The following is a 22,603-nucleotide window of genomic DNA, read 5'->3' on the forward strand; positions in this document are numbered from 1 at the left end:
TGGAATGGCTCCTTATCGAATACTCGTTGTTGATGACTCTGCATTTATGCGTAAAATTATTTCAGATTTAATCGCGCAGGATAGACAATTTGTAATTGCTGGTACAGCGGTCAATGGGGCTGAAGCTTTACAAATGATTCAACAATTAAAGCCTGACGCTGTAACCCTTGATTTGGAAATGCCGGTTATGAACGGCATCGAGGCGCTGCAGGCGATTATGAAGCAGAGTCCGGTACCGGTTATTATGCTTTCTGGCATTAGCGAAGACAATACGCGAGAAACGATTAAAGCCTTGCAATATGGTGCTTTTGATTTTATAAGAAAGCCTTCGCTCGGCGCAATTTCGCAGCATGTAAGCGAAGTAGGCGAGCTGCTGCTAGAAAAGCTGAGAATTGCAGTAGTATCTAAACGCTCCATGCCGGCAGGGCTGCAGACTGCTGAAAAGCCAAAAGCCGTTTTGGGACATAAGCGCACGTTAGATTATCGCAAGCCCGAGGAGTCCGGCAAAGAGGCAAAGCCTTTCATGCGAGACAACGAGCAAAAGCAGGCTGCAGAAACTTCTATAAAAAAGCATGCGAATAATCCGTTAATAAAGAAAAAATTGCCAAGTGCAGAACCGATCAAGCAGCCTGCTTCTATCATAAAGCCTGTACTGCAAAATCAGAAGCTGCAGAAAGCAACTCAAAAAAGTGCCGACAAAATTGATTTTACTCATTTGGTTGCAATCGGCACCTCTACCGGCGGGCCGCGTGCTTTGCACGAAGTCATCAGCTCCTTGCCGTCTGACTTTGCAGCGCCGGTACTTGTCGTACAGCATATGCCGCCTAAATTCACCAAATCGCTGGCGCAGCGGCTTAACAATTTCAGTTCCTTGCAGGTAGTAGAGGCGGAGCAAGGGGAGCGCGTCTTTGCAGGCAAGGTGTATATAGCGCCAGGCGGCTCGCATATGGGACTTGAGAAGGATAAAGACGGATACTGCATCAAGCTTTCTAGTGAACCGCAGCGCAACGGTCACCGGCCATCGGTGGATGTGCTGTTTGAATCTCTCGTTTCTTTTACCGAGCTGCAGCGTCATGCCGTCATTATGACAGGGATGGGCAGCGATGGCACTTTAGGGCTGAAGCAGCTTGTAGCCAGCGGAGCGGCATCAGCAGTGGCGGAGGCGGAGGAAAGCTGTATCGTATATGGTATGCCGCGTTCGGCAATTGAAAGCGGCGCAGCTAATAAGGTGCTGCCATTAAGCCAAATATCCGCCTATCTTGAACAAGCGATTTTAACTAAAGGAAGCGTAATTCAGACCGATTAACAGGGGGTGCGAGATGATGGATATGAATGCATATTTATCCATGTTTATTGACGAATCAAATGATCACCTGCAAGCATTGAATGAAAATTTACTGCAGCTTGAAAGCAATCCTGAGGATCTTACTATTGTACAATCCATTTTCAGATCAGCGCATACGCTAAAGGGCATGTCCGCTACTATGGGCTTTGAAGATTTGGCATCGCTGACGCATGAAATGGAAAATGTGCTGGACCTTGTTCGCAACAGCAAGCTGCAAATGGATAGCTTTATATTTGATACCTTGTTTAAAGGTCTAGACGCTTTGGAAGCGATGGTTCAGGATATTATTGGCGGAGGAACGGGCCAGGCTGACGTTTCTGCAATTGTAGCTTCATTGCAGGCCATTACAAAGAGCGATTATAAAGCTGGCGGAGTCGCGCAGCCCGCAGCTGCAAGCAGCGCCGAGTCTGCTCCAGCTGCTAATTCTTCAGCAGGCGGCCTGCTTGATCAATTTCAAGCATCCGTTCTGGAGCAATCGATAGAAAGCGGGCATAAGGTTTATTTTGTCCAAGTATCTGTGCTGGAAAGCTGCTTGCTTAAAGCAGCCAGAGCATATATGGTATTTGATTTAATAGAACGCAACGGCGAGGTTATCCAATCCAATCCTTCTGTGCAGGATCTGGAGCAAGAGAAATTTGACCGCTCCTTTACTATTTTTACAATTTCAAGCCTGTCTGAGCCAGAATTAAAGGAACAGCTGCTAGCTATTTCTGAAATTGAATCGGTTGATGTCGCACTTATGGATAAAGAAACGCTTTCTAGCCTTATACAAGGTCCAAGCAGCGCTTCAGTTGCAGCGGCAGTAGAAAGTCCGGCAGCTCCATCGCCGAAAAGCTCGGCGCCAGGCAGCGAGGCTGCACCTGCTGCCAAAAAGCAGGCGCCGCCGTCAAATGGCGCGGTATCCCGTACGATACGTGTTGATATAGACCGCTTGGATACATTAATGAACTTATTTAGCGAGCTGTTGATAGACAGGGTCAGACTCGAGCAGCTATCCAGCGAAATTAATAGAAACGACTTGACCGAGACAGTCGAGCATATGGCCAGAGTCAGCTCCGATCTGCAAAATATCGTATTAAAGCTGCGTATGGTGCCGGTAGATACTGTATTCAGCCGCTTTCCGCGCATGATTCGCGATCTGGCAAAATCTATGGACAAAAAAATCGAGCTCGTCATAACCGGTGCAGATACAGAGCTAGACAGAACGGTTATTGATGAGATCGGTGATCCGCTAGTCCATTTGCTGCGCAACTCGATCGACCATGGCATTGAAACGGTGGAGGAAAGAATTGCAGCCGGGAAGCCTGAGACCGGAACGATTCAATTGCGAGCTTTTCATAGCGGCAATCATGTATTTATTGAGGTTGAGGAAGATGGCCGCGGAATCAATACGGATAAAGTGCGTCAGATTGCGATTAAAAATAAGGTATTGACAGAAGAGGAAGCGAAGAAGCTTTCAGTCGATCAAATTAATATGCTTATTTTTGCAGCTGGTTTCAGTACAGCTGATAAAATATCAGATATATCAGGACGCGGCGTAGGGCTTGATGTCGTCAGAAGTAAAATTACTTCCTTAGGCGGCAACGTTTCGATCAGCTCCGAGCAAGGCAAGGGCACTAAGTTTTCCGTCCAGCTTCCTCTGACGTTATCTATTATTTCGGCGATGCTTATTCAGATGGGGTCTGAAAAATATGCAATGCCGCTGTCATCAATTGTAGAAACGGCCATCATTAAGCGTGAACAGATTACGCTTGTACATGGACAGCCTATGATCCAATTCCGCAATACTGTAATTCCGATCGTTTCGTTAAGCAAGGTGCTGGAATGTCCTGATTTTGACGATTCAACAGAAGAGGAAAGCGAAATTATCGTCGTACGCAAAGGCGACAAGCATGCAGCTATTATTATTGACGAATTTATTGGCCAAAGCGAAATTGTCCTGAAGTCTCTGGGCAAATACTTGACTAATATTCATGCCGTAAGCGGCGCAACTATTCTAGGCGATGGCTACGTGGCGTTAATTATTGATCCAAATGCTTTAATTAAATAAGGAGGGATACAGATGGGAGAAGAATTGAAAGTAATTGTGTTTGCTCTGAATCATGAAGAATACGGTATCGAAGTTGATAAGGTACAAACGATCGAACGGCTGTCTCCAATTACTCGCGTGCCAAAAACTCCAGCTTTTATTAAAGGGGTCATTAACTTAAGAGGCGCTGTAGTGCCAGTTATCGATTTGCGCGGCAGATTTAATCTTGAAGAAACAGAGTTGAATGAAAACTCCCGTATTATCGTAGTGGCTGTAAATGATATCGAGGTTGGCTTTATCGTTGATTCGGCAAATGATGTCATCGATATTGATACGGATGAAATCGATTCTCCACCTGAAATTGTTGGTGGGATACGAGCGAAATATTTGCATGGCATTGCCAAGCTCGGAGAAGGCAGGCTGCTCATTATGCTTAATTTGAATGAAGTGTTGAATAAGCAAGAAATCATTCAGCTCGAAGGGTTAGAGGTGTAGCAAATTGGGTGTCTACAATCGCTTTGAAGCATTTGAACTCGATGTATTGCGAGAGGTTGGCAATATCGGGGCTGGCAATGCGGTTACTGCACTATCAACTTTATTGAACAAGCCGGTAGATATGGCAGTTCCCAAGGTAAGCCTGCTTCCGTTTGAAGAAGTTGCCGAGCGTGTAGGAGGCTCTGAAAAAATAGTGATCGCGGTGTTCCTCCGAGTAGAGGGGGAAGCGCCGGGGAATATGTTTTTTATAATGGATGATCATGCAGCCGATCGGCTGCTTATGCATCTATTAGTGCAAGAGGCGAGAACAGAAGGATCGTATTCGGAGATGGAGCTATCAACCCTATGCGAGATTGGCAATATTTTAGCTGGATCTTACTTATCTTCCCTTGCTGATTTTACTCAGCTTGCTTTGCAGCCTTCTGTGCCGCTTATTGCACATGATATGGCAGGCGCTATATTAAGCTATGGCTTAATGCAATATGGTGAAATGGGAGATTCAGCGCTTCTAATAGAAACTTCTTTTTTAGAAGGCTATCAATCGTTGGAAGGCCAGTTTTTCCTCATTCCGGATCCACATTCTTTTGACAAAATTTTTGGAGCATTAGGAGTCGGTTTGGAATGATACAGCACAATCTGGTGAAGGTCGGTATGGCTGATCTGAATATTGCGTTGAACGGCGATGTGCTTAAAACAACTGGACTAGGTTCATGTGTCGGATTAACCTTGTTTGATCCGCTGCGCAAAATTGCCGGAATGGCTCATGTTATGCTGCCTTCATCGAATATTGCTCGCGATTTGCAATTTAATGTTGCAAAATATGCGGATACAGCTATACCTGATTTGCTTCAAAAAATGATAGAGAGCGGCGCTAAGAGAGACAGGCTTCAAGCTAAAATGGCAGGCGGCGCCCAAATGTTTACATTCGCAGGCCAAACGGATTCCCTTCGCATTGGTCCGCGCAACGTAGAGTCATGTATGCATTTGCTTCAGGAGCTGGGCATACCTGTTTTAGGACAGGATACGGGTGGAAGCTATGGACGAACGATCGAATTTGACAGCAGCAGCGGAATTCTTTCTATTAGAAGCGTTCAGCATGGTATAAAGGAGATTTGAAATGATAGGAAGTTGGCGGTGGAACGTTGCGTTTGGCTTAGTAGGTGCAGTATTGACGATTATATTTTCTTTAAGCAGTAATTTGATAGACGTCGTACTGCTCCGCAGCCTATACGCTTTTATTTCATTTTTTGTGGTGGCATATGCGGTGCGGTTGATTTTCGCTCAGATTGTTAAGCCGCCTTCTTTGACTCCCTCGCTGCATGCGAAGGAGGAGGATAAAGGGGCTCAGCTAGACCTTGTGACGCCGCCTCAAACGGATGACTTAAATGATTTGCTTAAGTCCCAATTAACAGACACTGACGTTCAGCAGACAGAGGATGAAAAGTCTATTAAAAAGGAACAGGAGCAGCAGAAGCAGGCTGAGTTCAAGCCTCTTAATCCACCACAATTTGTTTCATCCAAAAATACAGAGCCTGAGGAATTGGCGAAAGCAATTCGTCACCTGACAGGGGAGTGAGCTGATGACTGAGCTAAAGACACCTCATTTGATAAACCTTCAGCTGTGGAAAGAATGGCGTGAGCAAGGTGATCTAGAAGCGAAGAAACAGTTGATTGAAACGTATTTGCCGCTTGTCGATTATGTAACGAATCGCATGGCTATCGGTTTGCCCAAAAATATTATCCGCGATGATCTTGCAAGCAACGGAGTAATGGGGCTGATTGATGCTATAGAGAAATTTGATTATTTGCGCGGGCTGCAATTTGAAACTTACGCATCCTGGCGTATTCGAGGCGCAATTATTGACGGCCTGCGGCAGGGGGATTGGGTTCCTCGCTCGGTTAGAGAAAAAGCTAAACGAATTGAGGATGCCTATCAGCTTTTAGAGCAGCAATATATGCGTTCTGTGACAGATGCGGAAATTAGCGCCTACTTGCAGGTTTCAGAGAAAGAATTTGTTAATATGCTGCAGGATATATCTGTAGCTACCGTATGTTCTTTGGAGGATCCTATTCGCGAAGAGGATTCCGAGACCAGAATGTCGCTTTTAGTGGATGATAAAGCTAAAAATCCGGATTATAAGGTGCATGAGTTTTATTTAAAGGAATCATTGGTTAAAGGAATTGAACGATTGACCGAGAAAGAGAGAATTGTTGTGTCGTTATTTTATTACGAGGAATTGTCATTAAGTGAAATTGCTGAAGTAATGTCTTTGTCGCCATCGAGAATATCGCAGCTGCATTCCAAAGCGATCTTAAGGCTTAGGGGTGTATTAGCCAAGCATAAGGACCAGCTAATGCAGCATTAATCTATAGACTAAAAGTAAAAACGTGAGAAGTAAGGAGGAAATCAAGTGGACGTGGAAAAGCTGGATTCATACTTGCGCATCCATGTATCTTCTGATAAATTATCTGCTTTCGTAACCTTTAATCGTTTGTCTGATGATTTTGTTGTTACGCCTGAACAACTTCAATCGTTTTTAGAAGCAAAAGGAATTGCGTATGGCTTGCTGCCAGATGTGCTGAAGCAAATATGCGCCAACCCGATCGCTTATTTCAAGGATCAAACTTTAGTGGCTGCCGGCAAAATAGCGAGGCCCGGTAAAGATGGCTATATCCGATTTTTTTATGATCTGGAAAGCGGACAAGAAAAACGCCCTGCCGAAGGCCAGGATGGAACCATTGATTTTAAAGAGATTACCAAGCTTAAAAATGTAAAGAAAGGCCAGCCTATAGCCGAGCTTGTGGAACCCATGCAGGGGGAGCCAGGCAGGACAGTCGATGGAAATGAGCTTGAAGCGGTATTTGGCAAGAAAGCACATTTTAAGCTGGGAAAGAATGTCGTTGTAGCGGGAGAAAAACCGATGCTTTACGCTGCAATTGATGGTATGATTTCGATAACGGATAAAGAAAAAATTAATGTTTTTCCGATCTATGAAGTAAATGGAGACGTAGATTATCGGGTCGGCAATATTGATTTTGTCGGGACGGTTATTGTACGGGGAAATGTGCTTAATGGTTTTAAGATTAAGGCTTCCGGAGATATTCGCGTTATTGGCGGCGTTGAGGGCGCAGAAATCGAAACAGGGGGCTCGATTGAAATTACCGGCGGCATTATGGCCAGCGGGAAAGGCTTTATTCATGCCGGACAGCATGTGAAAAGCTCTTTTATTCAAGATGCTAATGTTGTAGCTGGAGCCGATGTTACCGTCACGCAAAGCATTATGCATTCTAATGTGAAGGCAGGCCAGCATATTGTATGCTCAGGCACAAAAGGCTTGATTGTAGGCGGCCTCATTCAAGCTGGCGAGACGGTAACTGCAAGAATTATTGGCAATGCAATGTCTACTGCAACTACGATCGAGGTAGGCGTGCAACCTCAGCTGCGCGAGGAATTCCAGGGTTTGAGAAAATCTATCCGGGCTGCTATGGAAAATTTGGACAAAACAGAAAAAGCGCTCGTTATACTGGATCAAATGGCAGCAGCCGGCCAATTGACGCCGGACCGCCTGGCGATGAGAGTAAAGCTCACCGCTACCCGAAGACAAACCTCACTCGATATCGATCAGCAGAAAGAACGTATGCTGGAAATTGAAAAATCGCTTGAAAATACGGAGCTTTCGCGAATTAATGTAAGCGGCATAATTTTCGGTGGAACGAAAATCGTAATCGGCCGGTATACTAAATTTATAAAAGACAGCTCTGAGCATGTTTATTTCAAATATTATGAAGGCGACGTCGCGATGTTTCCATTATAATGGCAGTGCAAGGAGGAGATAGTATTGGCATTCAAATCGCTTGATCTGCAAATGTCCATTCCAAGAACACAGGATGTAAGCATTTTACAAAGTCAAGCTGCCCAAAAGCCGATAGTTGATCAAAACTTACTTGCGAATCAAACAGAAAGAGAAACAGAGGAAAAGAGGACGCAAAGCAGCCAGCTTGAAAAGTCGGCAAAAGCGCAAGTCCAAACGAGTGATCAGGGGAAAGCGCAGCAGGAAGGGCAAAAAGGGCCGCGCAGCAAAAGGCGCGATGCAAATGATGCTGACCCTAACGAAGCCCCTGCCCATCCCTACAAGGGACATCATTTGGATATTTCATTATAATAATCGCAGCTCGAGGGCAGCAAGCTAAGGTAGGAAAGGCGGTTAAACCTGTGTCGGAGCCATGGCATTATATTGTACTTCTAGGTGCTGCTATCGCAGTTATTGCTTATGCTATGCCGCGTGCGAAATCAAAAGCTGCAGCTGATGCTGCAAAAACTAAAGATATGGAGCAGCTGCTTGAGCAGTATATGTTTACGGCTGAGCAAGAGCATGAAGCGCTTGTTCAGCTAGTAAAGGAAGCTCAACAAAGCTCTAAACAAACAGCTTCTGCGCATGAGAGCAAGGTTTCTCAGCTGGAGACGCAACTGGCTGCGCTGATGAACGAGCTGGAGCAGCAAAAGAAAAGCCGGGCGGAGCAGCATCTGCAAGCTCAACCAGCTGCTGCTGCACAGAACTTGCCAGCACAACAGGAGTCTATTGAGGAGAAGCCTGCTCCGACATCTTTGGAGCAGCGCTATGAGCAATTATTTCAGCTGCATAATAGCGGAAAATCTATAGAAGCGATAGCGAAGAAGCTTCAGCTTAACAAGGGCGAGGTCCAGTTAATTATACAGCTTGCCAAGCAGGAGGCGAGTGCTCGTGGATAAACGTTCGTTCCTGTTAGGGCTTGGAATCGGCATCATTGTTGGTGCGCTATTGCTTCAATTGATTTCGCTCGGCAATGACAGCAAGGAAAAGCTGAATGAGAAGTCACAAGAAATAAACGGTAATTCTCAACTGCTTGGTGATGGACAAGCCGATGGAGGAACAGTTGGAATGGCTGGCCCGCAGGCTCAGGCTGACACGGACAATGGGACTGCTGAGCCGAGCAAGGAAGTTGAAAACAATACAGAAAACGTTGAAAACAATGCAGAAACCGCTGAAATCGATACGGAGCAGGACGCGCAGGGACAGCCTTCTGTGACGGCTGCTCCTGCTGTGTCTCGGGAGCAGCTTATTCTGCGTATCGAGCCGGGTTTCACGCTATCAGCAGCTGCCAAGCTTTTGCATGAGCAAAAGGTGCTGGAGGATACGGAGTCTTTTGTTGCAACGATGAAGAAAAAAGTAAACGGCAGCATCAAAAAAGTGCGAGCCGGCTGCTTCCTGTTCGAAGAGCAAATGAGTCCGGACGAGGTCGCTCGTATCGTTACGAGCCAACCCTTGTCCAAGGAGCAGGCACGTGAATACGCAGCCGAAAATAACGGAATGAACGTTCCAGAAATTTGCCTGTAGCGTGAAAAACTATAATTTTTAATTGTTTCCTTGCACCTGGGCATTATCTATGATATATTAATTGACGGTGTTAAAAACACACGCTTAGTCAATTTTACCAATGGTGCTTATGCTCGGCATAAGTTTTGGTAGAAGATGCGACGAGCGGAGGAAATCAAAAAACCATATCAGGAGGTGTTGAAGAAATGGCGGTTATTTCCATGAAACAGCTACTAGAAGCTGGGGTACACTTCGGTCATCAGACTCGTCGCTGGAACCCTAAGATGGATCGTTATATCTTCACAGAAAGAAACGGAATTTATATTATTGACTTGCAAAAAACGGTTAAGAAAGTTGACGAAGCTTACAACTTTGTTAAATCCGTAGCTGCTGAAGGCGGCACAGTACTATTTGTTGGTACTAAGAAGCAAGCTCAAGATTCAGTTAAAGAAGAAGCTGAGCGTTGTGGAAACTTCTACATCAACCAACGTTGGCTTGGCGGTACTCTAACTAACTTCCAAACAATCCAAAAGCGTATCGATCGTTTGAAGCAGCTAGAGCAATGGGAAGAGGACGGCACATTCGAAGTTCTTCCTAAGAAAGAAGTAATCATTCTTCGCAAAGAAAAAGATCGTTTGGAGAAATTCCTTGGCGGTATTAAAGGAATGAAAGGTCTTCCAAGCGCATTGTTCATTATCGATCCACGCAAAGAGCGCATTGCAGTTGCAGAAGCTCGCAAGCTTGGTATCCCAATCGTTGGTATCGTAGATACTAACTGTGATCCGGATGAAATCGATTATGTAATCCCTGGTAACGATGATGCAATTCGTGCCGTTAAGCTGCTGACTTCCAAAATGGCTGATGCTATTGTTGAAGCTAATCAAGGCGAGCAAACAACAGCTTAATAAATAATTCATTCAGCTAAACGAAAAGAAATATAAGCCCTTGCATTTCATCGGTGAACGCACCTTTTTGAAGGACAGCAAAGCCGTTTATCCTTAACGGATAACTTGTAATATCTTATATTTCACACAAAGGGTGGTCAGATGGTGAAAACCTCTCACTGCCCTTTTTTTGAACAAAATTCAGATGTTAATTTATAGGAGGGTTTTTCATGGCAGTTACTGCAAGCATGGTTAAAGAACTTCGTGAAAGAACAGGAGCAGGAATGCTCGATTGCAAAAAAGCATTGGATGAGACAAACGGCGATATCGATAAAGCGGTAGCCTTGCTTCGCGAGAAAGGCCTTTCTGCTGCAGCTAACAAGGCTGGACGCGTTGCAACTGAAGGCGTTGTTGAATCGTATATTCATGCTGGTGGCCGTATCGGCGTTCTAGTTGAAATCAACTGCGAAACAGACTTCGTTGCAAAAACAGACCAATTCCGCGAGTTTGCTAGAGATGTAGCTATGCATATTGCAGCATCCAATCCGAAATTCGTTCGCCGCGAGGAAGTTCCTGCTGACGAAATCGAAAAAGAACGCGAAATTTTGAAAAATCAAGCACTAAATGAAGGCAAGCCTGAAAAAATCGTTGAAAAAATGGTTGAAGGCCGCATTTCTAAATATTACGAAGAATATTGCTTGCTTGAGCAATCCTTCATTAAAGACCCAGACAAAACTGTGGCAACTCTTGTTAATGAGAAAATTAGCACTATTGGTGAAAATATCTCCATCCGTCGCTTCGTTCGTTACGAGCTAGGTGAAGGCCTTGAGAAAAAAGTAGATAACTTTGTAGAAGAAGTTATGGCACAAGCTAAACTTTAATCCGAACGCACAGGCGGGGCGGGGCGTTCGCCCCGCCTTCTTTTCTTAAAAATTAGTTGATCTTGCATTTTCAAAAACATTTTAATTGCCTCATGCTTGCATGAGGTGCATGATGGAGGTATTTCAGTTGGCACATCCAGTATTTAAACGCATCGTTTTGAAAGTAAGTGGCGAATCATTGTCGGGGCAAGAAGGTTACGGAATCGAAGCTTCCGTCATTTCTTCCATTGCCAATCAGGTGAAAGAAGTGATCGACCTTGGAGTAGAGGTGGCTATCGTTGTCGGCGGCGGCAACATTTGGAGAGGAATTGCCGGCTCTGCAAAAGGGATTGATCGTGCAACTGCTGACTATATGGGCATGCTGGCTACAGTGATGAATTCACTTGCGCTTCAAGACGCGTTGGAACAAATTGATGTCCCAACTCGTGTACAAACTTCAATTGCGATGCAGCAAATTGCTGAGCCGTACATTAGAAGACGTGCTATTCGCCATTTGGAAAAAGGCCGTGTCGTTATTTTTGCAGCTGGAACCGGTAATCCATTTTTTTCAACGGATACTACTGCTGCGCTTCGTGCTGCTGAAATCGAAGCTGAGGTTATTCTGATGGCTAAAAACAAAGTGGATGGCGTATATTCTGCAGATCCATTCAAAGACAAGTCTGCTGAGAAGTTTGAAGAGCTGACATATATGGATATGCTTAATCGTAATTTGGGAGTTATGGACTCGACAGCATCCTCCTTGTGCATGGATAATAATATTCCGCTTATCGTATTTTCGATTACTGAAAATGGAAACATTAAGCGTGTTGTATTGGGTGAAAAAATTGGAACAATTGTGAAAGGGAGTGCTAAGTAATGCCTCAACAAGTGAAAAAGAATGCGGAAGAGCGTATGGAAAAAGCGATAAGCGCCCTGAAGAGAGAACTAGCATCGCTTCGCGCGGGTAAAGCTAGTCCAGCGCTGCTTGATCGTATTCAAGCTGAGTATTATGGTGCAATGACACCTCTTAATCAATTAGCAAACATAAATGCTCCTGATTCCAGAACCCTTCTTATTCAGCCTTGGGATAAGTCCTCGCTGGCTGCAATCGAGAAGGCGATTTTGAAATCTGATTTGGGACTAACACCTTCCAACGATGGTTCAGCGATAAGAATCGGTATTCCGATGCTTACGGAAGAACGCCGCGCTGATCTTGTCAAGGCTTCTAAAAAGTTCGGCGAGGATGCTAAGGTTGCGATCCGCAACATTCGCCGTGACGCAAATGACGATGTTAAAAAGCTTGAGAAGACGGATATTTCTGAAGATGAATCACGTCGTCATCAGGAAGATATTCAAAAATCGACAGATAAATTTATTGCTGAGGTCGATAAAGTGCTTGCAGCAAAAGAAAAAGAAATTATGGAAGTCTAACATACAATCGCCCCTCTGGGAGGCGGAATTGGTCTTGAAATTCTTGAAGAAACCGCGCATCTTAAGATGGCGTTGTTTCTTCTTGTTGATTTCGGTTTGGGGGGAAGCAGGATGATTAAGCGACTTCTGGCCAAGTTAGGCATTTCGTCCTTGCCGCAGTCGAAATCGCAAGCAATGGATAATGTGCCGCAGCATGTTGCTATAATTATGGACGGAAATGGCCGTTGGGCTAAAGATCGCGGTCTGCCTCGCGTTGCGGGTCATCATTCCGGTATGAAGACAGTGAAGCGCATCACGATGGAGGCAAACAGGATTGGCGTTAAATATTTGACGTTGTATGCTTTCTCAACAGAAAACTGGAAACGACCCAGGGATGAAGTGGAATTTTTAATGAAGCTGCCTCAGCAATTTTTGGAAATTGAGCTAAAAGAGCTTATTTCTAATAATGTACAGGTCAGAATGATGGGTTATAGGGATGATTTGCCTGAGCACACCTTGAAGGCTGTGGAAGAAGCTATTGCCAAAACGGCTGGAAATACAGGGCTTGTATTAAATTTTGCTCTAAATTATGGCAGTAGAATGGAAATGCTTGCAGCCGTTCGGGATATTGCCGCGGATGTTAAAAATGGAAAACTGCAGCTTGAGGATATTGATGAGCAATCCATGTCACAAAGGCTGTTAACAAAAGAGATGCCTGATCCGGATTTGTTGATCAGAACGAGCGGGGAGCTGCGACTTAGCAACTTTATGCTTTGGCAGTTGGCCTATAGTGAGCTTTGGTTTACAAATGTATATTGGCCGGAGTTCAAGGAAGCTCATTTTCTTGAAGCAATTGAACAGTATCAGCGACGCATTCGGCGTTATGGCGGATTATAAGCTCAAAGACGGAGTGTGACGACAGTTGAAACAACGTATCATTACAGGTGTCCTTGCCGGCGCATTTTTTATTGCTGTAGCAGTTGCAGGCGGAAATTGGTACGCAGCTTTAATGATTTTGCTTGCTGTTATCGGCTTTTATGAGTTCGCCCGGATGAACGGACATAAGTGGTATGACAGCATGACGCTGCTTGGTTATGCGGCCATGCTATATGTTGTGCTTCCATGGGAGCATTGGGGACTTGCAGCCCCATCCGCGATGCAAATGATTTGGCTGCTAGTTTGTTTATTGCTGGTTGTCACAGTAATAACTAAAAATCGCAAAACGATAGACCATGCAGCGCTTATGCTGCTTGGCGCCATCTATGTGGGTTATGGCTTCAATGCTATGATTGAAGTGAGATTAATCGAGAATGACGGTTTATTTTGGGCGTTTATCGCATTTGGATCGATATGGTCCTCTGATGTAGGCGCATATTTCTCAGGCAGAGCGTTTGGCAAAAACAAGCTGTGGCCCGAAATAAGTCCTAACAAAACGATTGAGGGTGCAATTGGCGGTGTTGCGCTTGCTGTTATTGTTGCTGTTATCTTCTCGCTATGCGCTCCTTCTATCGTATCTATCGGACATGCCGTAATCATTGGTTTGCTAGCTGCAATTGCCGGCCAGCTTGGCGATTTGATGCAGTCTGCCTATAAGCGAGTAAAGGGCATTAAAGATACTGGCACTTTGCTGCCGGGACATGGCGGAGTGCTGGATCGCTGCGATAGCTGGCTGATTGTGTTCCCGCTGCTTCTGCTTACGGGATTAATCCCTTTATAGAGGAAGGAGAAGCAATGATGAAAAAAATTGCACTGCTCGGCTCGACAGGTTCTGTAGGAACGCAAACATTAAATATTGTATCGCATCATCCTGAACAATTTCAGGTAACCGCTTTGACGGCGGGGAATAATATTGAACTGCTTATTAAGCAGGCTAAACAATATAATCCGGATCTGGTATGCCTGGCAACGAAGGAGCTGGCAGAGGAAGCGCGGCTTCATTTGCCGGCTTCAATGCGTATCGTGTACGGTGAGGAAGGTCTGATTGAAGCTGCCTCGATTGAAGACGTGGATGTCGTTGTAACCGCAATCGTGGGCAGCCGCGGTTTACCCGCCACACTGGCGGCGATTGATGCAGGCAAAACTGTTGCGCTTGCAAACAAGGAAACATTAGTTACAGCGGGGCATCTGGTAATGAAGCGTGCTCGCGACCGCGGAGTGGCAATTGTCCCCGTAGACAGCGAGCATTCGGCATTGTTCCAGTGCTTGAACGGTGAGCCAAGAGAGGCTGTTAATACATTGACGCTGACTGCATCAGGCGGTTCATTTCGCGATCGGTCGCGTGATGAACTTGCGAATGTTACTGTTGCAGACGCACTCCGGCACCCTAATTGGTCCATGGGAGCAAAAATTACAATCGATTCTGCGACGATGGTGAATAAAGGGCTGGAGGTCATCGAAGCGCACTGGCTTTTTGATATGCCTTATGATCGTATACAAGTACTCATGCATCCTGAAAGTATTATTCATTCCTTTGTAGAGTTTAAGGATCACAGTATTATTGCACAGCTGGGAGACCCGGACATGCGCGTGCCGATTCAGTATGCTCTTACTTATCCAGAGCGTTGGGCAACGCCTACCAAAAGACTTGATCTAGCAGCTATTGCCAAGCTTTCTTTTCGTGAGATGGATTACATAAGGTTTCCTTGTCTTAAGCTTGCCTATGATTGCGGAATAATGGGGCAGTCTGCTCCAACTGTTTTTAATGCTGCCAATGAAGTGGCTGTCGCAAGATTTTTGCGAGAGGAAATTTCGTTCCTTGATATAGAACGAGTTTTGGAGACCGTTATTAGCCGTCATGAAGCTGTTGATCTTCCTGATGTGCAAAGTATTGCTGAAGTAGATCTTTGGGCGAGACGACTAGCGTCAGAGATTTAAGCCGATCCTGCAATTATGGTTCTCTTGTATCGGATAGGAGAATAATGATAATCTATGTACAGGCCGTAATGAACAGGAGGCTATACCTATATGCATATGATTCAAATTGTATTTTTGACAGTGGCCGTATTTTTTGTCATTGTGACGATTCACGAGTGGGGTCATTTTATATTTGCTAAGAGGGCAGGCATTTTAGTTCGTGAGTTTGCCATTGGCTTTGGTCCTAAGCTGTTGTCAATTAAACGCGGAGAAACAAAATATACACTGCGGCTTATACCAGCTGGCGGATTTGTCAGAATGGCTGGAGAAGACCCCGAAATTGTCGAAGTGCAGCCAGGCCAAACGATAGCAGTCCGGATAAAAAACAATGAAGTAACGGCTATATATCTTGATCGCTTGGATGAGCGCAGCAATGTAATGCGCGGCGAGGTGCAGGCTGTTGATTTGGAGAAAGAGCTTTCGCTTACTTTGCTTGTAGACGGGGAAAGTGAAACCTTTGCCGTACAGCGTGAAGCACACATTATTGCTAGAGGATCGGAAACGCAAATCGCTCCAATCGATCGACACTTTAACAGCAAAACGCTGCCGCAGCGCGCCATGACTATTTTTGCCGGTCCGCTTATGAATTTTATTCTAGCTTTTTTGCTGTTTGGCACTTACATTCAAATGGCTGGCGTAGCAGAGAAGCTGCTTATTAATCAGGTTTCTGATGGGATGCCGGCCCAATCGGCTCAGCTTCAGTCAGACGATGTGATCGATGCCGTCAATGGCGAGAAGATCGGTACGGATTTCGGAAGAATGATTGATATTATCGGAGATTCTGCCGGCGTACCGATTACACTTGATATTATTAGAGCCGGCCAGCCGATGCAAGTGAAGCTGACGCCGGTGCCGGATGAAGCAGGAGTCGGCAAAATAGGCGTTACCTCCAAATATGCCACACGTCCTGCGACTGCGGGTGAGACTGTATCCAAATCAGCTTACCTTATGAAAGAAATGTCGATCAACATTTTTAAAAGCTTGAAAATGCTCGTTACCGGACAGTTTAAGCTGGATGATTTGGGCGGACCTGTAAGGACTGCCGAAATGACTAGCCAAATTGCTAGGCAAGGAATCGTACAATTAACACAATGGACCGCATTGCTCAGCTTATATATTGGAATATTCAACCTGCTGCCAATCCCTGCTCTGGATGGAAGCCGATTAATCTTCCTTGGCCTTGAAGCCGTCCGCCGCCGTCCGCTTGACGCTTCCAAGGAGAGCTTAGTTCATTTTGTAGGTTTTGCGATGCTGATGCTGCTGATGCTTGTCGTGACCTATAATGATATTTTACGGTTAGTAAGAGGGGAGTAGTCAATAGAACATGTCCAAAGATAAACAGTTTGTTACAGAAATTACACCGCAAAGCGAAGACTTTTCGAGATGGTATATCGATGTCATCAAAAAAGCTGAGCTAATGGATTATTCTCCAGTACGCGGCTGTATTGTATTTCGTCCGGAGGGATATGAGCTTTGGGAAAATATTCAGCGTGATTTGGATCGCCGTTTCAAAGAAACGGGTCATCGCAACGCTTATTTTCCATTGTTCATTCCCGAGAGCTTTTTCCAGAAGGAGAAGGAGCATGTTGAGGGCTTTAATCCCGAATTGCCATGGGTAACCGAAGCAGCTGGCGAAAAGCTGGAGGAAAGACTGGCTATTCGTCCGACCTCAGAGACGATGATTGGACATATGTATGCGAAGTGGATTCAATCGTATCGCGATCTGCCTGTTTTGATCAATCAGTGGGCTAACGTTGTGCGTTGGGAGAAGCGTACTCTTCCATTCCTTCGTACAAGCGAGTTTCTATGGCAGGAAGGACACACAGCGCATGAAAACGAGGAAGAAGCGCGCGCCGAAACGATGCAAATGCTCGACGTATACACTTCCTTTGTCGAAGAGTTTCTTGCTATCCCTGTTATTAAAGGGGAAAAAACGCCGTCTGAGCGGTTTGCAGGGGCTGTAGATACGTTCTCGATTGAAGCGATGATGAAGGATGGGCGGGCAGTTCAAGCCGGGACATCCCATTATTTGGGCACAAAATTTGCAGATGCTTTTGATATCAAATTCCTTGACCGTGAAAACAATTTGCAATTTTGCCATACCACTTCATGGGGCGTAAGTACAAGATTGATCGGTGCGTTAATTATGGTGCATGGCGATGACCGCGGATTGGCATTGCCGCCGAAGGTTGCGCCGACACAGGTTATTATGATTCCAATTGGACCAGCCAAAACAAGAGAACAAGTCGTAGGCAGAGTAGACGAGCTTTACGCGGAGCTGAAAAAAGCAGGTGTTCGCGTTAGAGTCGATGACCGCTCCGATGTAAGCCCTGGCTGGAAGTTCAACGAATACGAAATGCGCGGCATTCCGCTCCGTCTCGAGCTTGGACCAAGAGATATGGAAAATGGACAAGTTGTACTTGTCTCCCGCATTACCGGTGAGAAGCGTATAGTAGAACAAAGCAGGCTCGTCCAAGAGGTTGAAGCAATGCTGGCGGAAACCCAGCAAGAAATGTATAATCGCGCCAAGCAATTTATGGCTGATAATTCACAGGTTGTAGATACGCTTGACGAGATGAAGCAATTGTTCCAGGAAAAGCGCGGTTTTGTTGAAGCAGGCTGGTGCGGATCTGCGGCATGCGAAGCGCAAGTGAAGGAAGAGACGGGAGCGACAAGCCGTAATATACCGTTTAACCCAAGCGTTCAAAAATCTTCTTGTCTTGTTTGCGGTGATGAATCGAAGCATACTGTAGTTTTTGCTCGTGCTTATTAAGAGCTGATTGGTATTCAGCTCGGATTGATGGGAGAGGAATGGAATGAGCCTATCCACTGAGAAGCGGCAGCGGTTTGAGCTGCTATTGCAGCATACGGGCCTGCCGCAGGATCTAATTCAATCTTATTATCAAGATGGTTATATTAATCAGGTTATAGTAAGCAAGAACAATCGCGAATGGACGTTTTGCATAAGCAAAACGTCCATAGTGCCATTAATGGCTTATCGCGCGCTTGTACAAGCTGCCGAATTGAAATTCAAAGATATAGCCTCTGTTTCCTTTCAATTTACTTATGATCCTATTGTTGAAACAGGAAACATAATGCTGCAGTACTGGCCGCTGTTTCTGGAATGGATTCAGCAGCAAATTGCATCTGTGAATGGCTGGCTGCATAAAAGCACCCTGGAAGCCGAAGGGGATCTGCTTACCATATCATTGCTTGATAATACAGGACTTGAATTAGCTAGAAAAAAACAAATTGATGAATTTATTATTCGTTTTTACAGGCAATTTTTTATGCGAGAGTGCCGGGTCAAGCTGGTGGTTGGCGAGACGAGAGAAGAAGTTTACGAACAATTTATGCAAAAGATTGAACAGGAAGAACGGGAAACTGTTCAGCAGCTAATGGCCGAGGCCTATTCGGAATCAACGGCTGCCGATGGCGATAGCGATGAAGCTGTACGGCTTGCCGTAGGTTATGACATTCGCGAAGAGGCTACGCCTCTTATGAATATTCACGATGAAGAAAAGAAAATAACGGTACAAGGTTCCGTGTTCGGGCTGGATGTGAAGGAGCTGCGCAACGGGAGCACGTTATTTGTTTTTAATATAACTGATTTTACAGATTCCATAGCGATGAAGATGTTTGCCAAGACGAAGGAAGATGTGAAGGTTCTTTCGCAGCTGTCTAACGGCAAATGGATAAAAGCGCGGGGCCGCATAGAATACGACCGTTTCATGCAGGAGCCTGAGCTGGTCATGATGCCGAATGATTTGCACGAAATCGGCTCGCCGCCAGATCGGATGGATCGTGCCGAGCTCAAGCGAGTGGAATTTCACTTGCATACGACGATGAGCACGATGGATGCGGTCGCTTCTATCGATGCCTATGCGAAGATGGCTGCCAAGTGGGGGCATAAGGCGATTGCTGTGACAGATCACAGCAATGTGCAATGCTATCCGGACGCCGTTAAGGCTGCTAAAAAACACGGCATTAAGGTATTGTTTGGACTTGAGGCCAATGTCGTTAATGACGCGGTGCCAATGGTGATCAATTCGCGTCCTGAGCCGCTTGCTGAAGGCACGTATATTGTATTTGATATTGAGACGACGGGGCTTTCCGTCATTAATAATAAAATTATAGAGCTTGCCGGCGTGAAAATGAAGGAAGGCAAGGAGATTGATCGCTTCTCCACCTTCATTAATCCGCATGAAAGCATTCCTTATAACATTCAGCAGCTGACTAATATTAATGATGAAATGGTAAAGGATGCGCCTGAGCTTGAGCCAAAGCTTAAGGAGTTTTTAGCATTTATCGGCGATGATATACTAGTAGCTCATAATGCCCGCTTCGATATAGGCTTTATTCAAGCAAATTGTAAGTCGTTGGGCTTGCCGGAGGTTAATAATCCGGTGCTTGATACGCTCGAATTAGCCCGGTTTTTACATCCAACGATGAAAAATCACCGTCTCAATACGCTGGCTGATAAGTATAAGGTTAGCCTTGAAAATCATCACCGCGCGATCGATGACTCCATCGCCTTGGGAGGCGTGCTGTTTGGCCTCATCCAGGATGCCGTTGAACGAAAAATCGTTGATTTGCATCAGCTGAACGATTATGTCGGCATGGACTTGTCCAACACCCGCCCCTTCCATTGTAATATTTACGCGCTTAATGCCGATGGCAAAAAGAACTTATTCAAACTTATTTCCTTATCGCATACTGAATATTTTAAAAGGGTAGCAACGATTCCAAAGAGTAAGCTTACAGAGCTAAGAGAAGGACTATTAGTAATATCAGGCTGCGAGAAGGGCGAGTTTTTTGAAACGGTACTGAATAAATCCTATGAAGAAGCGAAGGACGTAGCAGAATTTTATGATGTGCTGGAAATTCAGCCCATCGATTTCTATATGCATCTGGTTGAGAAGGGGCTTGTGCGCAGCCGTGCCGAAATTGAACAGGCAATGCGCCGAGTATGCGATATTGGCGTTGAATTGAACAAGCCGGTTATTGCAACCGGGAACGTTCATTACCTCAATCCTCGCGACAAAATTTATCGGGATATTACGATTCATGGCATTACCGGCTTTAGTCCGCTGAAGAGCATACGCAAGCCGGACGCGCATTTGCGCACAACAGAGGAAATGCTGGAGGAGTTTGCTTTCTTGGGCGATGCAAAAGCCTTTGAGGTTGTTGTTACGAATACAGCTGATTTGGCCGAACGCTTTGAGAAATATGATATGTTCCCCAAAGAGCTGTTTACTCCTAACATAGAAGGCGCGGATGAAGAAATTAGAAGCACCTGCTACAATACAGCAATCAGCATGTATGGCGAGCCGCTGCCGCAAGTAGTCGTCGACCGTTTGGAAAAAGAACTTGTTCCTATTATTAAATATCGTTTCTCAGCGAACTATCTTATTTCGGAAAAACTTGTTAAAAAGTCGAATCAGGATGGTTATCTTGTAGGCAGCCGGGGCTCGGTCGGCTCTTCAGTGGTCGCAACTTTTCTAGGCATTTCAGAAGTTAATCCATTGCCAGCGCATTACTTGTGCAAAAATCCAGACTGCCGCCACAGCGAATGGATTTTAGATGGAAGCGTGCCAAGCGGTTTCGACCTGCCGGACAAAAATTGTCCGGAATGCGGCCAGCCGATGAAAGGCGAGGGCCAGGACATTCCTTTTGAAACGTTCCTGGGCTTTAAAGGGGATAAGGTTCCGGATATAGATTTGAACTTCTCAGGAGAATATCAACCTGTTGCTCATAACTATACCAAGGTTCTGTTTGGTCCGAAAAATGTGTTCCGTGCCGGCACGATCGGCACCGTAGCAGAAAAAACGGCATATGGCTTTGCGAAAAAATATGAGGAAGAGCATCATAAAAAGTGGCGAGGCGCAGAGCTAGCCAGGCTCGCAAGCGGCTGTACAGGCGTGAAGCGCAGCACGGGGCAGCATCCGGGCGGTATCGTTGTTGTACCGGACTATATGGATGTTGAGGATGTTACGCCAGTACAATTTCCGGCTGATGATGTGACAGCGGAGTGGAAAACAACGCATTTTGACTATCACGCCTTCGATGAGAATTTGCTCAAGCTGGATATACTGGGACACGATGATCCGACGATGATGCGTATGCTTCAGGATTTGACGGGCGTCGATCCGACGACTATTCCAATGAACGATCCAAAGGTTATGAGCTTGTTCAACTCGACTGCTGCACTTGGCGTTGAGCCTGAGAAAATTCGCTCTTCGGTAGCTACATACGGCGTACCGGAGATGGGAACGAAGTTTGTGCGTCAGATGCTTCAGGAAACACAGCCGTCTTCCTTTGCCGACTTGCTGCAAATTTCAGGCTTGTCACATGGAACAGGCGTATGGCTGGGCAACGCGCAAGAGCTTATCAAAAATGGCACCTGCAACATTAAAACCGTTATAGGCTGTCGTGACGACATTATGCTTTATTTGATCTACAAAGCTAATATGGATGCTGGCTTGGCATTTACAATTACAGAGAGCGTGCGTAAAGGCCGCGGCCTTACGCAGGAATGGATAGAGGAGATGAAGCGCTGCAAGGTTCCGCAGTGGTACATCGATTCCTGCCTGCGCATCGAGTATATGTTTCCGAAGGCGCATGCTGCGGCTTACGTTATATCTGCAGTGCGCACAGCCTTTTTCAAGCTGTACTATCCGATCGAATTTTATGCGACTTATTTTACCGTTCGCGCGGATGACTTCGACATTGAACTGCTATGCCAAGGTTACGATGCTATTCTTCGCAAGCTGGTGGAGATTGAAGCAAAAGGGTTTAATGCTACGCCTAAGGAGAAGAGCATGGTATCTCAGCTGGAGATGTCGCTGGAAATGACCGCCAGAGGCTTTTCGTTCAAGCCGATTGATTTGTACCGGTCCGAGGCTACGAAATTTATCGTGGACGGAAATTCACTGATTCCTCCGTTTGCTGCGCTTGCGGGCATAGGCGACAATGCAGCGCGCAATATCGCGGCGGCGCGTGAGGATGGAGAGTTTTTGTCTGTAGAAGACTTCCAGATGAAATCGAAAGCTACAAAAACAATTATTGAGATGCTTAGCGAGATGGGCTGCTTTAGAGGGTTGCCGGAAAGCAACCAGCTTTCGCTCTTTTAGAAAGCGTATAGGAGACATTAAGGGACTGTCGATTAATTGTGCGCAACAACAGCGGTCGGAATCCCATTTTTGATCGCAGTGGTCCCCCTTTCTATTGCTTGCTGCTTTTCTCCACAATTAATCGAAAGTCTCCGTTAGCGTTTTAGAGTTGTGTTTTAGACAGCTAGAAATCATTTCTTG

At 45.6% G+C, this 22,603-nt stretch carries 21 protein-coding genes; all 21 read left to right on the forward strand.

Going from position 1 to position 22,603, the window contains the following annotated elements; all coding sequences use genetic code 11:
- The first annotated feature begins 4 nt into the window (after positions 1 to 4).
- The 21 genes from ACRRU2_RS02305 to ACRRU2_RS02405 all read left to right on the forward strand — a co-directional run bounded on the left by ACRRU2_RS02305 (position 5) and on the right by ACRRU2_RS02405 (position 22,423).
- Positions 5 to 1,306: a protein-glutamate methylesterase/protein-glutamine glutaminase gene (locus tag ACRRU2_RS02305; RefSeq protein ID WP_432499808.1), complete on the forward strand. Its 1,302-nt coding sequence runs from the start codon at positions 5 to 7 to the stop codon at positions 1,304 to 1,306.
- A gap of 16 nt (positions 1,307 to 1,322) precedes the next feature.
- A complete protein-coding gene (locus ACRRU2_RS02310) occupies positions 1,323 to 3,395 on the forward strand; it encodes a chemotaxis protein CheW (protein WP_432499852.1) in 2,073 nt (690 codons plus the stop codon).
- Between the two features lie 12 nt (positions 3,396 to 3,407).
- Positions 3,408 to 3,869 carry a chemotaxis protein CheW gene (locus tag ACRRU2_RS02315; RefSeq protein WP_331698245.1) on the forward strand — a complete coding sequence of 154 codons (462 nt, stop codon included), beginning with the start codon at positions 3,408 to 3,410 and terminating at the stop codon, positions 3,867 to 3,869.
- A 4-nt stretch (positions 3,870 to 3,873) separates the two neighbouring features.
- Positions 3,874 to 4,494, forward strand: a complete 621-nt coding sequence (locus ACRRU2_RS02320; RefSeq protein ID WP_331698244.1) for a chemotaxis protein CheC — start codon at positions 3,874 to 3,876, stop codon at positions 4,492 to 4,494.
- Entirely contained in the window at positions 4,491 to 4,985 is a 495-nt protein-coding gene (locus tag ACRRU2_RS02325) for a chemotaxis protein CheD (protein ID WP_331698243.1), read from the forward strand. The genes ACRRU2_RS02320 and ACRRU2_RS02325 overlap by 4 nt, the downstream gene beginning before the upstream one ends.
- 1 nt (position 4,986) lies before the next feature.
- On the forward strand, positions 4,987 to 5,445 hold the full coding sequence (locus tag ACRRU2_RS02330) for a hypothetical protein (protein ID WP_432499809.1): 459 nt from the start codon (positions 4,987 to 4,989) through the stop codon (positions 5,443 to 5,445).
- Between the two features lie 4 nt (positions 5,446 to 5,449).
- Positions 5,450 to 6,235, forward strand: a complete 786-nt coding sequence (locus tag ACRRU2_RS02335) for a FliA/WhiG family RNA polymerase sigma factor (RefSeq protein WP_331698240.1) — start codon at positions 5,450 to 5,452, stop codon at positions 6,233 to 6,235.
- 51 nt (positions 6,236 to 6,286) lie between these two features.
- The gene (locus ACRRU2_RS02340; protein ID WP_331698352.1) at positions 6,287 to 7,684 is read left to right on the forward strand and encodes a DUF342 domain-containing protein; all 1,398 of its coding nucleotides are present in this window, start codon (positions 6,287 to 6,289) and stop codon (positions 7,682 to 7,684) included.
- A gap of 24 nt (positions 7,685 to 7,708) precedes the next feature.
- Positions 7,709 to 8,032 carry a hypothetical protein gene (locus ACRRU2_RS02345; protein ID WP_331698239.1) on the forward strand — a complete coding sequence of 108 codons (324 nt, stop codon included), beginning with the start codon at positions 7,709 to 7,711 and terminating at the stop codon, positions 8,030 to 8,032.
- 50 nt (positions 8,033 to 8,082) lie between these two features.
- Positions 8,083 to 8,619, forward strand: a complete 537-nt coding sequence (locus ACRRU2_RS02350) for a DUF6115 domain-containing protein (RefSeq protein WP_432499810.1) — start codon at positions 8,083 to 8,085, stop codon at positions 8,617 to 8,619.
- Entirely contained in the window at positions 8,612 to 9,244 is a 633-nt protein-coding gene (locus ACRRU2_RS02355; RefSeq protein ID WP_432499811.1) for a hypothetical protein, read from the forward strand. Before ACRRU2_RS02350 ends, ACRRU2_RS02355 begins: the two co-directional genes overlap by 8 nt.
- 185 nt (positions 9,245 to 9,429) lie before the next feature.
- Positions 9,430 to 10,128 (forward strand): 30S ribosomal protein S2, encoded by a 699-nt coding sequence (gene rpsB, locus ACRRU2_RS02360; RefSeq protein ID WP_331698235.1) that lies wholly within the window; start codon positions 9,430 to 9,432, stop codon positions 10,126 to 10,128.
- Positions 10,129 to 10,337: 209 nt separating this feature from the next.
- Positions 10,338 to 10,988: a translation elongation factor Ts gene (gene tsf, locus ACRRU2_RS02365; RefSeq protein ID WP_331698234.1), complete on the forward strand. Its 651-nt coding sequence runs from the start codon at positions 10,338 to 10,340 to the stop codon at positions 10,986 to 10,988.
- A 127-nt stretch (positions 10,989 to 11,115) separates the two neighbouring features.
- On the forward strand, positions 11,116 to 11,844 hold the full coding sequence (gene pyrH, locus ACRRU2_RS02370) for a UMP kinase (protein ID WP_331698233.1): 729 nt from the start codon (positions 11,116 to 11,118) through the stop codon (positions 11,842 to 11,844).
- Positions 11,844 to 12,398: a ribosome recycling factor gene (frr, locus tag ACRRU2_RS02375; protein ID WP_331698231.1), complete on the forward strand. Its 555-nt coding sequence runs from the start codon at positions 11,844 to 11,846 to the stop codon at positions 12,396 to 12,398. Before pyrH ends, frr begins: the two co-directional genes overlap by 1 nt.
- A 111-nt stretch (positions 12,399 to 12,509) precedes the next feature.
- Positions 12,510 to 13,274, forward strand: a complete 765-nt coding sequence (locus ACRRU2_RS02380; protein WP_331698229.1) for an isoprenyl transferase — start codon at positions 12,510 to 12,512, stop codon at positions 13,272 to 13,274.
- A 25-nt stretch (positions 13,275 to 13,299) separates the two neighbouring features.
- Entirely contained in the window at positions 13,300 to 14,094 is a 795-nt protein-coding gene (locus ACRRU2_RS02385; RefSeq protein WP_331698228.1) for a phosphatidate cytidylyltransferase, read from the forward strand.
- A 17-nt stretch (positions 14,095 to 14,111) separates the two neighbouring features.
- Complete coding sequence (locus tag ACRRU2_RS02390; protein ID WP_432499853.1) at positions 14,112 to 15,251, forward strand: 1-deoxy-D-xylulose-5-phosphate reductoisomerase; 1,140 nt, start codon at positions 14,112 to 14,114, stop codon at positions 15,249 to 15,251.
- Between the two features lie 90 nt (positions 15,252 to 15,341).
- Positions 15,342 to 16,604, forward strand: coding sequence for an RIP metalloprotease RseP (gene rseP / locus ACRRU2_RS02395; RefSeq protein ID WP_331698226.1), 1,263 nt, complete (start codon positions 15,342 to 15,344; stop codon positions 16,602 to 16,604).
- A gap of 10 nt (positions 16,605 to 16,614) precedes the next feature.
- Positions 16,615 to 18,063 carry a proline--tRNA ligase gene (proS, locus tag ACRRU2_RS02400; protein ID WP_331698225.1) on the forward strand — a complete coding sequence of 483 codons (1,449 nt, stop codon included), beginning with the start codon at positions 16,615 to 16,617 and terminating at the stop codon, positions 18,061 to 18,063.
- Between the two features lie 43 nt (positions 18,064 to 18,106).
- On the forward strand, positions 18,107 to 22,423 hold the full coding sequence (locus ACRRU2_RS02405; RefSeq protein ID WP_432499812.1) for a PolC-type DNA polymerase III: 4,317 nt from the start codon (positions 18,107 to 18,109) through the stop codon (positions 22,421 to 22,423).
- Positions 22,424 to 22,603: the final 180 nt, after the last annotated feature.

This window comes from Paenibacillus sp. GXUN7292, from assembly GCF_050864975.1.
In the GTDB taxonomy this organism is placed as follows: Bacteria; Bacillota; Bacilli; order Paenibacillales; family Paenibacillaceae; genus Pristimantibacillus.

Excerpts from the sequence above, each read along its gene's own strand:
- ACRRU2_RS02305 (WP_432499808.1), top strand. The coding sequence starts at position 5 with ATGGCTCCTTATCGAATACTCGTTGTTGATGACTCTGCATTTATGCGT.
- ACRRU2_RS02310 (WP_432499852.1), top strand. The coding sequence starts at position 1,323 with ATGGATATGAATGCATATTTATCCATGTTTATTGACGAATCAAATGAT.
- ACRRU2_RS02315 (WP_331698245.1), top strand. The coding sequence starts at position 3,408 with ATGGGAGAAGAATTGAAAGTAATTGTGTTTGCTCTGAATCATGAAGAA.
- ACRRU2_RS02325 (WP_331698243.1), top strand. The coding sequence starts at position 4,491 with ATGATACAGCACAATCTGGTGAAGGTCGGTATGGCTGATCTGAATATT.
- ACRRU2_RS02330 (WP_432499809.1), top strand. The coding sequence starts at position 4,987 with ATGATAGGAAGTTGGCGGTGGAACGTTGCGTTTGGCTTAGTAGGTGCA.
- ACRRU2_RS02335 (WP_331698240.1), top strand. The coding sequence starts at position 5,450 with ATGACTGAGCTAAAGACACCTCATTTGATAAACCTTCAGCTGTGGAAA.
- rpsB (WP_331698235.1), top strand. The coding sequence starts at position 9,430 with ATGGCGGTTATTTCCATGAAACAGCTACTAGAAGCTGGGGTACACTTC.
- tsf (WP_331698234.1), top strand. The coding sequence starts at position 10,338 with ATGGCAGTTACTGCAAGCATGGTTAAAGAACTTCGTGAAAGAACAGGA.
- frr (WP_331698231.1), top strand. The coding sequence starts at position 11,844 with ATGCCTCAACAAGTGAAAAAGAATGCGGAAGAGCGTATGGAAAAAGCG.
- ACRRU2_RS02380 (WP_331698229.1), top strand. The coding sequence starts at position 12,510 with ATGATTAAGCGACTTCTGGCCAAGTTAGGCATTTCGTCCTTGCCGCAG.
- ACRRU2_RS02390 (WP_432499853.1), top strand. The coding sequence starts at position 14,112 with ATGAAAAAAATTGCACTGCTCGGCTCGACAGGTTCTGTAGGAACGCAA.
- rseP (WP_331698226.1), top strand. The coding sequence starts at position 15,342 with ATGCATATGATTCAAATTGTATTTTTGACAGTGGCCGTATTTTTTGTC.
- proS (WP_331698225.1), top strand. The coding sequence starts at position 16,615 with ATGTCCAAAGATAAACAGTTTGTTACAGAAATTACACCGCAAAGCGAA.
- ACRRU2_RS02405 (WP_432499812.1), top strand. The coding sequence starts at position 18,107 with ATGAGCCTATCCACTGAGAAGCGGCAGCGGTTTGAGCTGCTATTGCAG.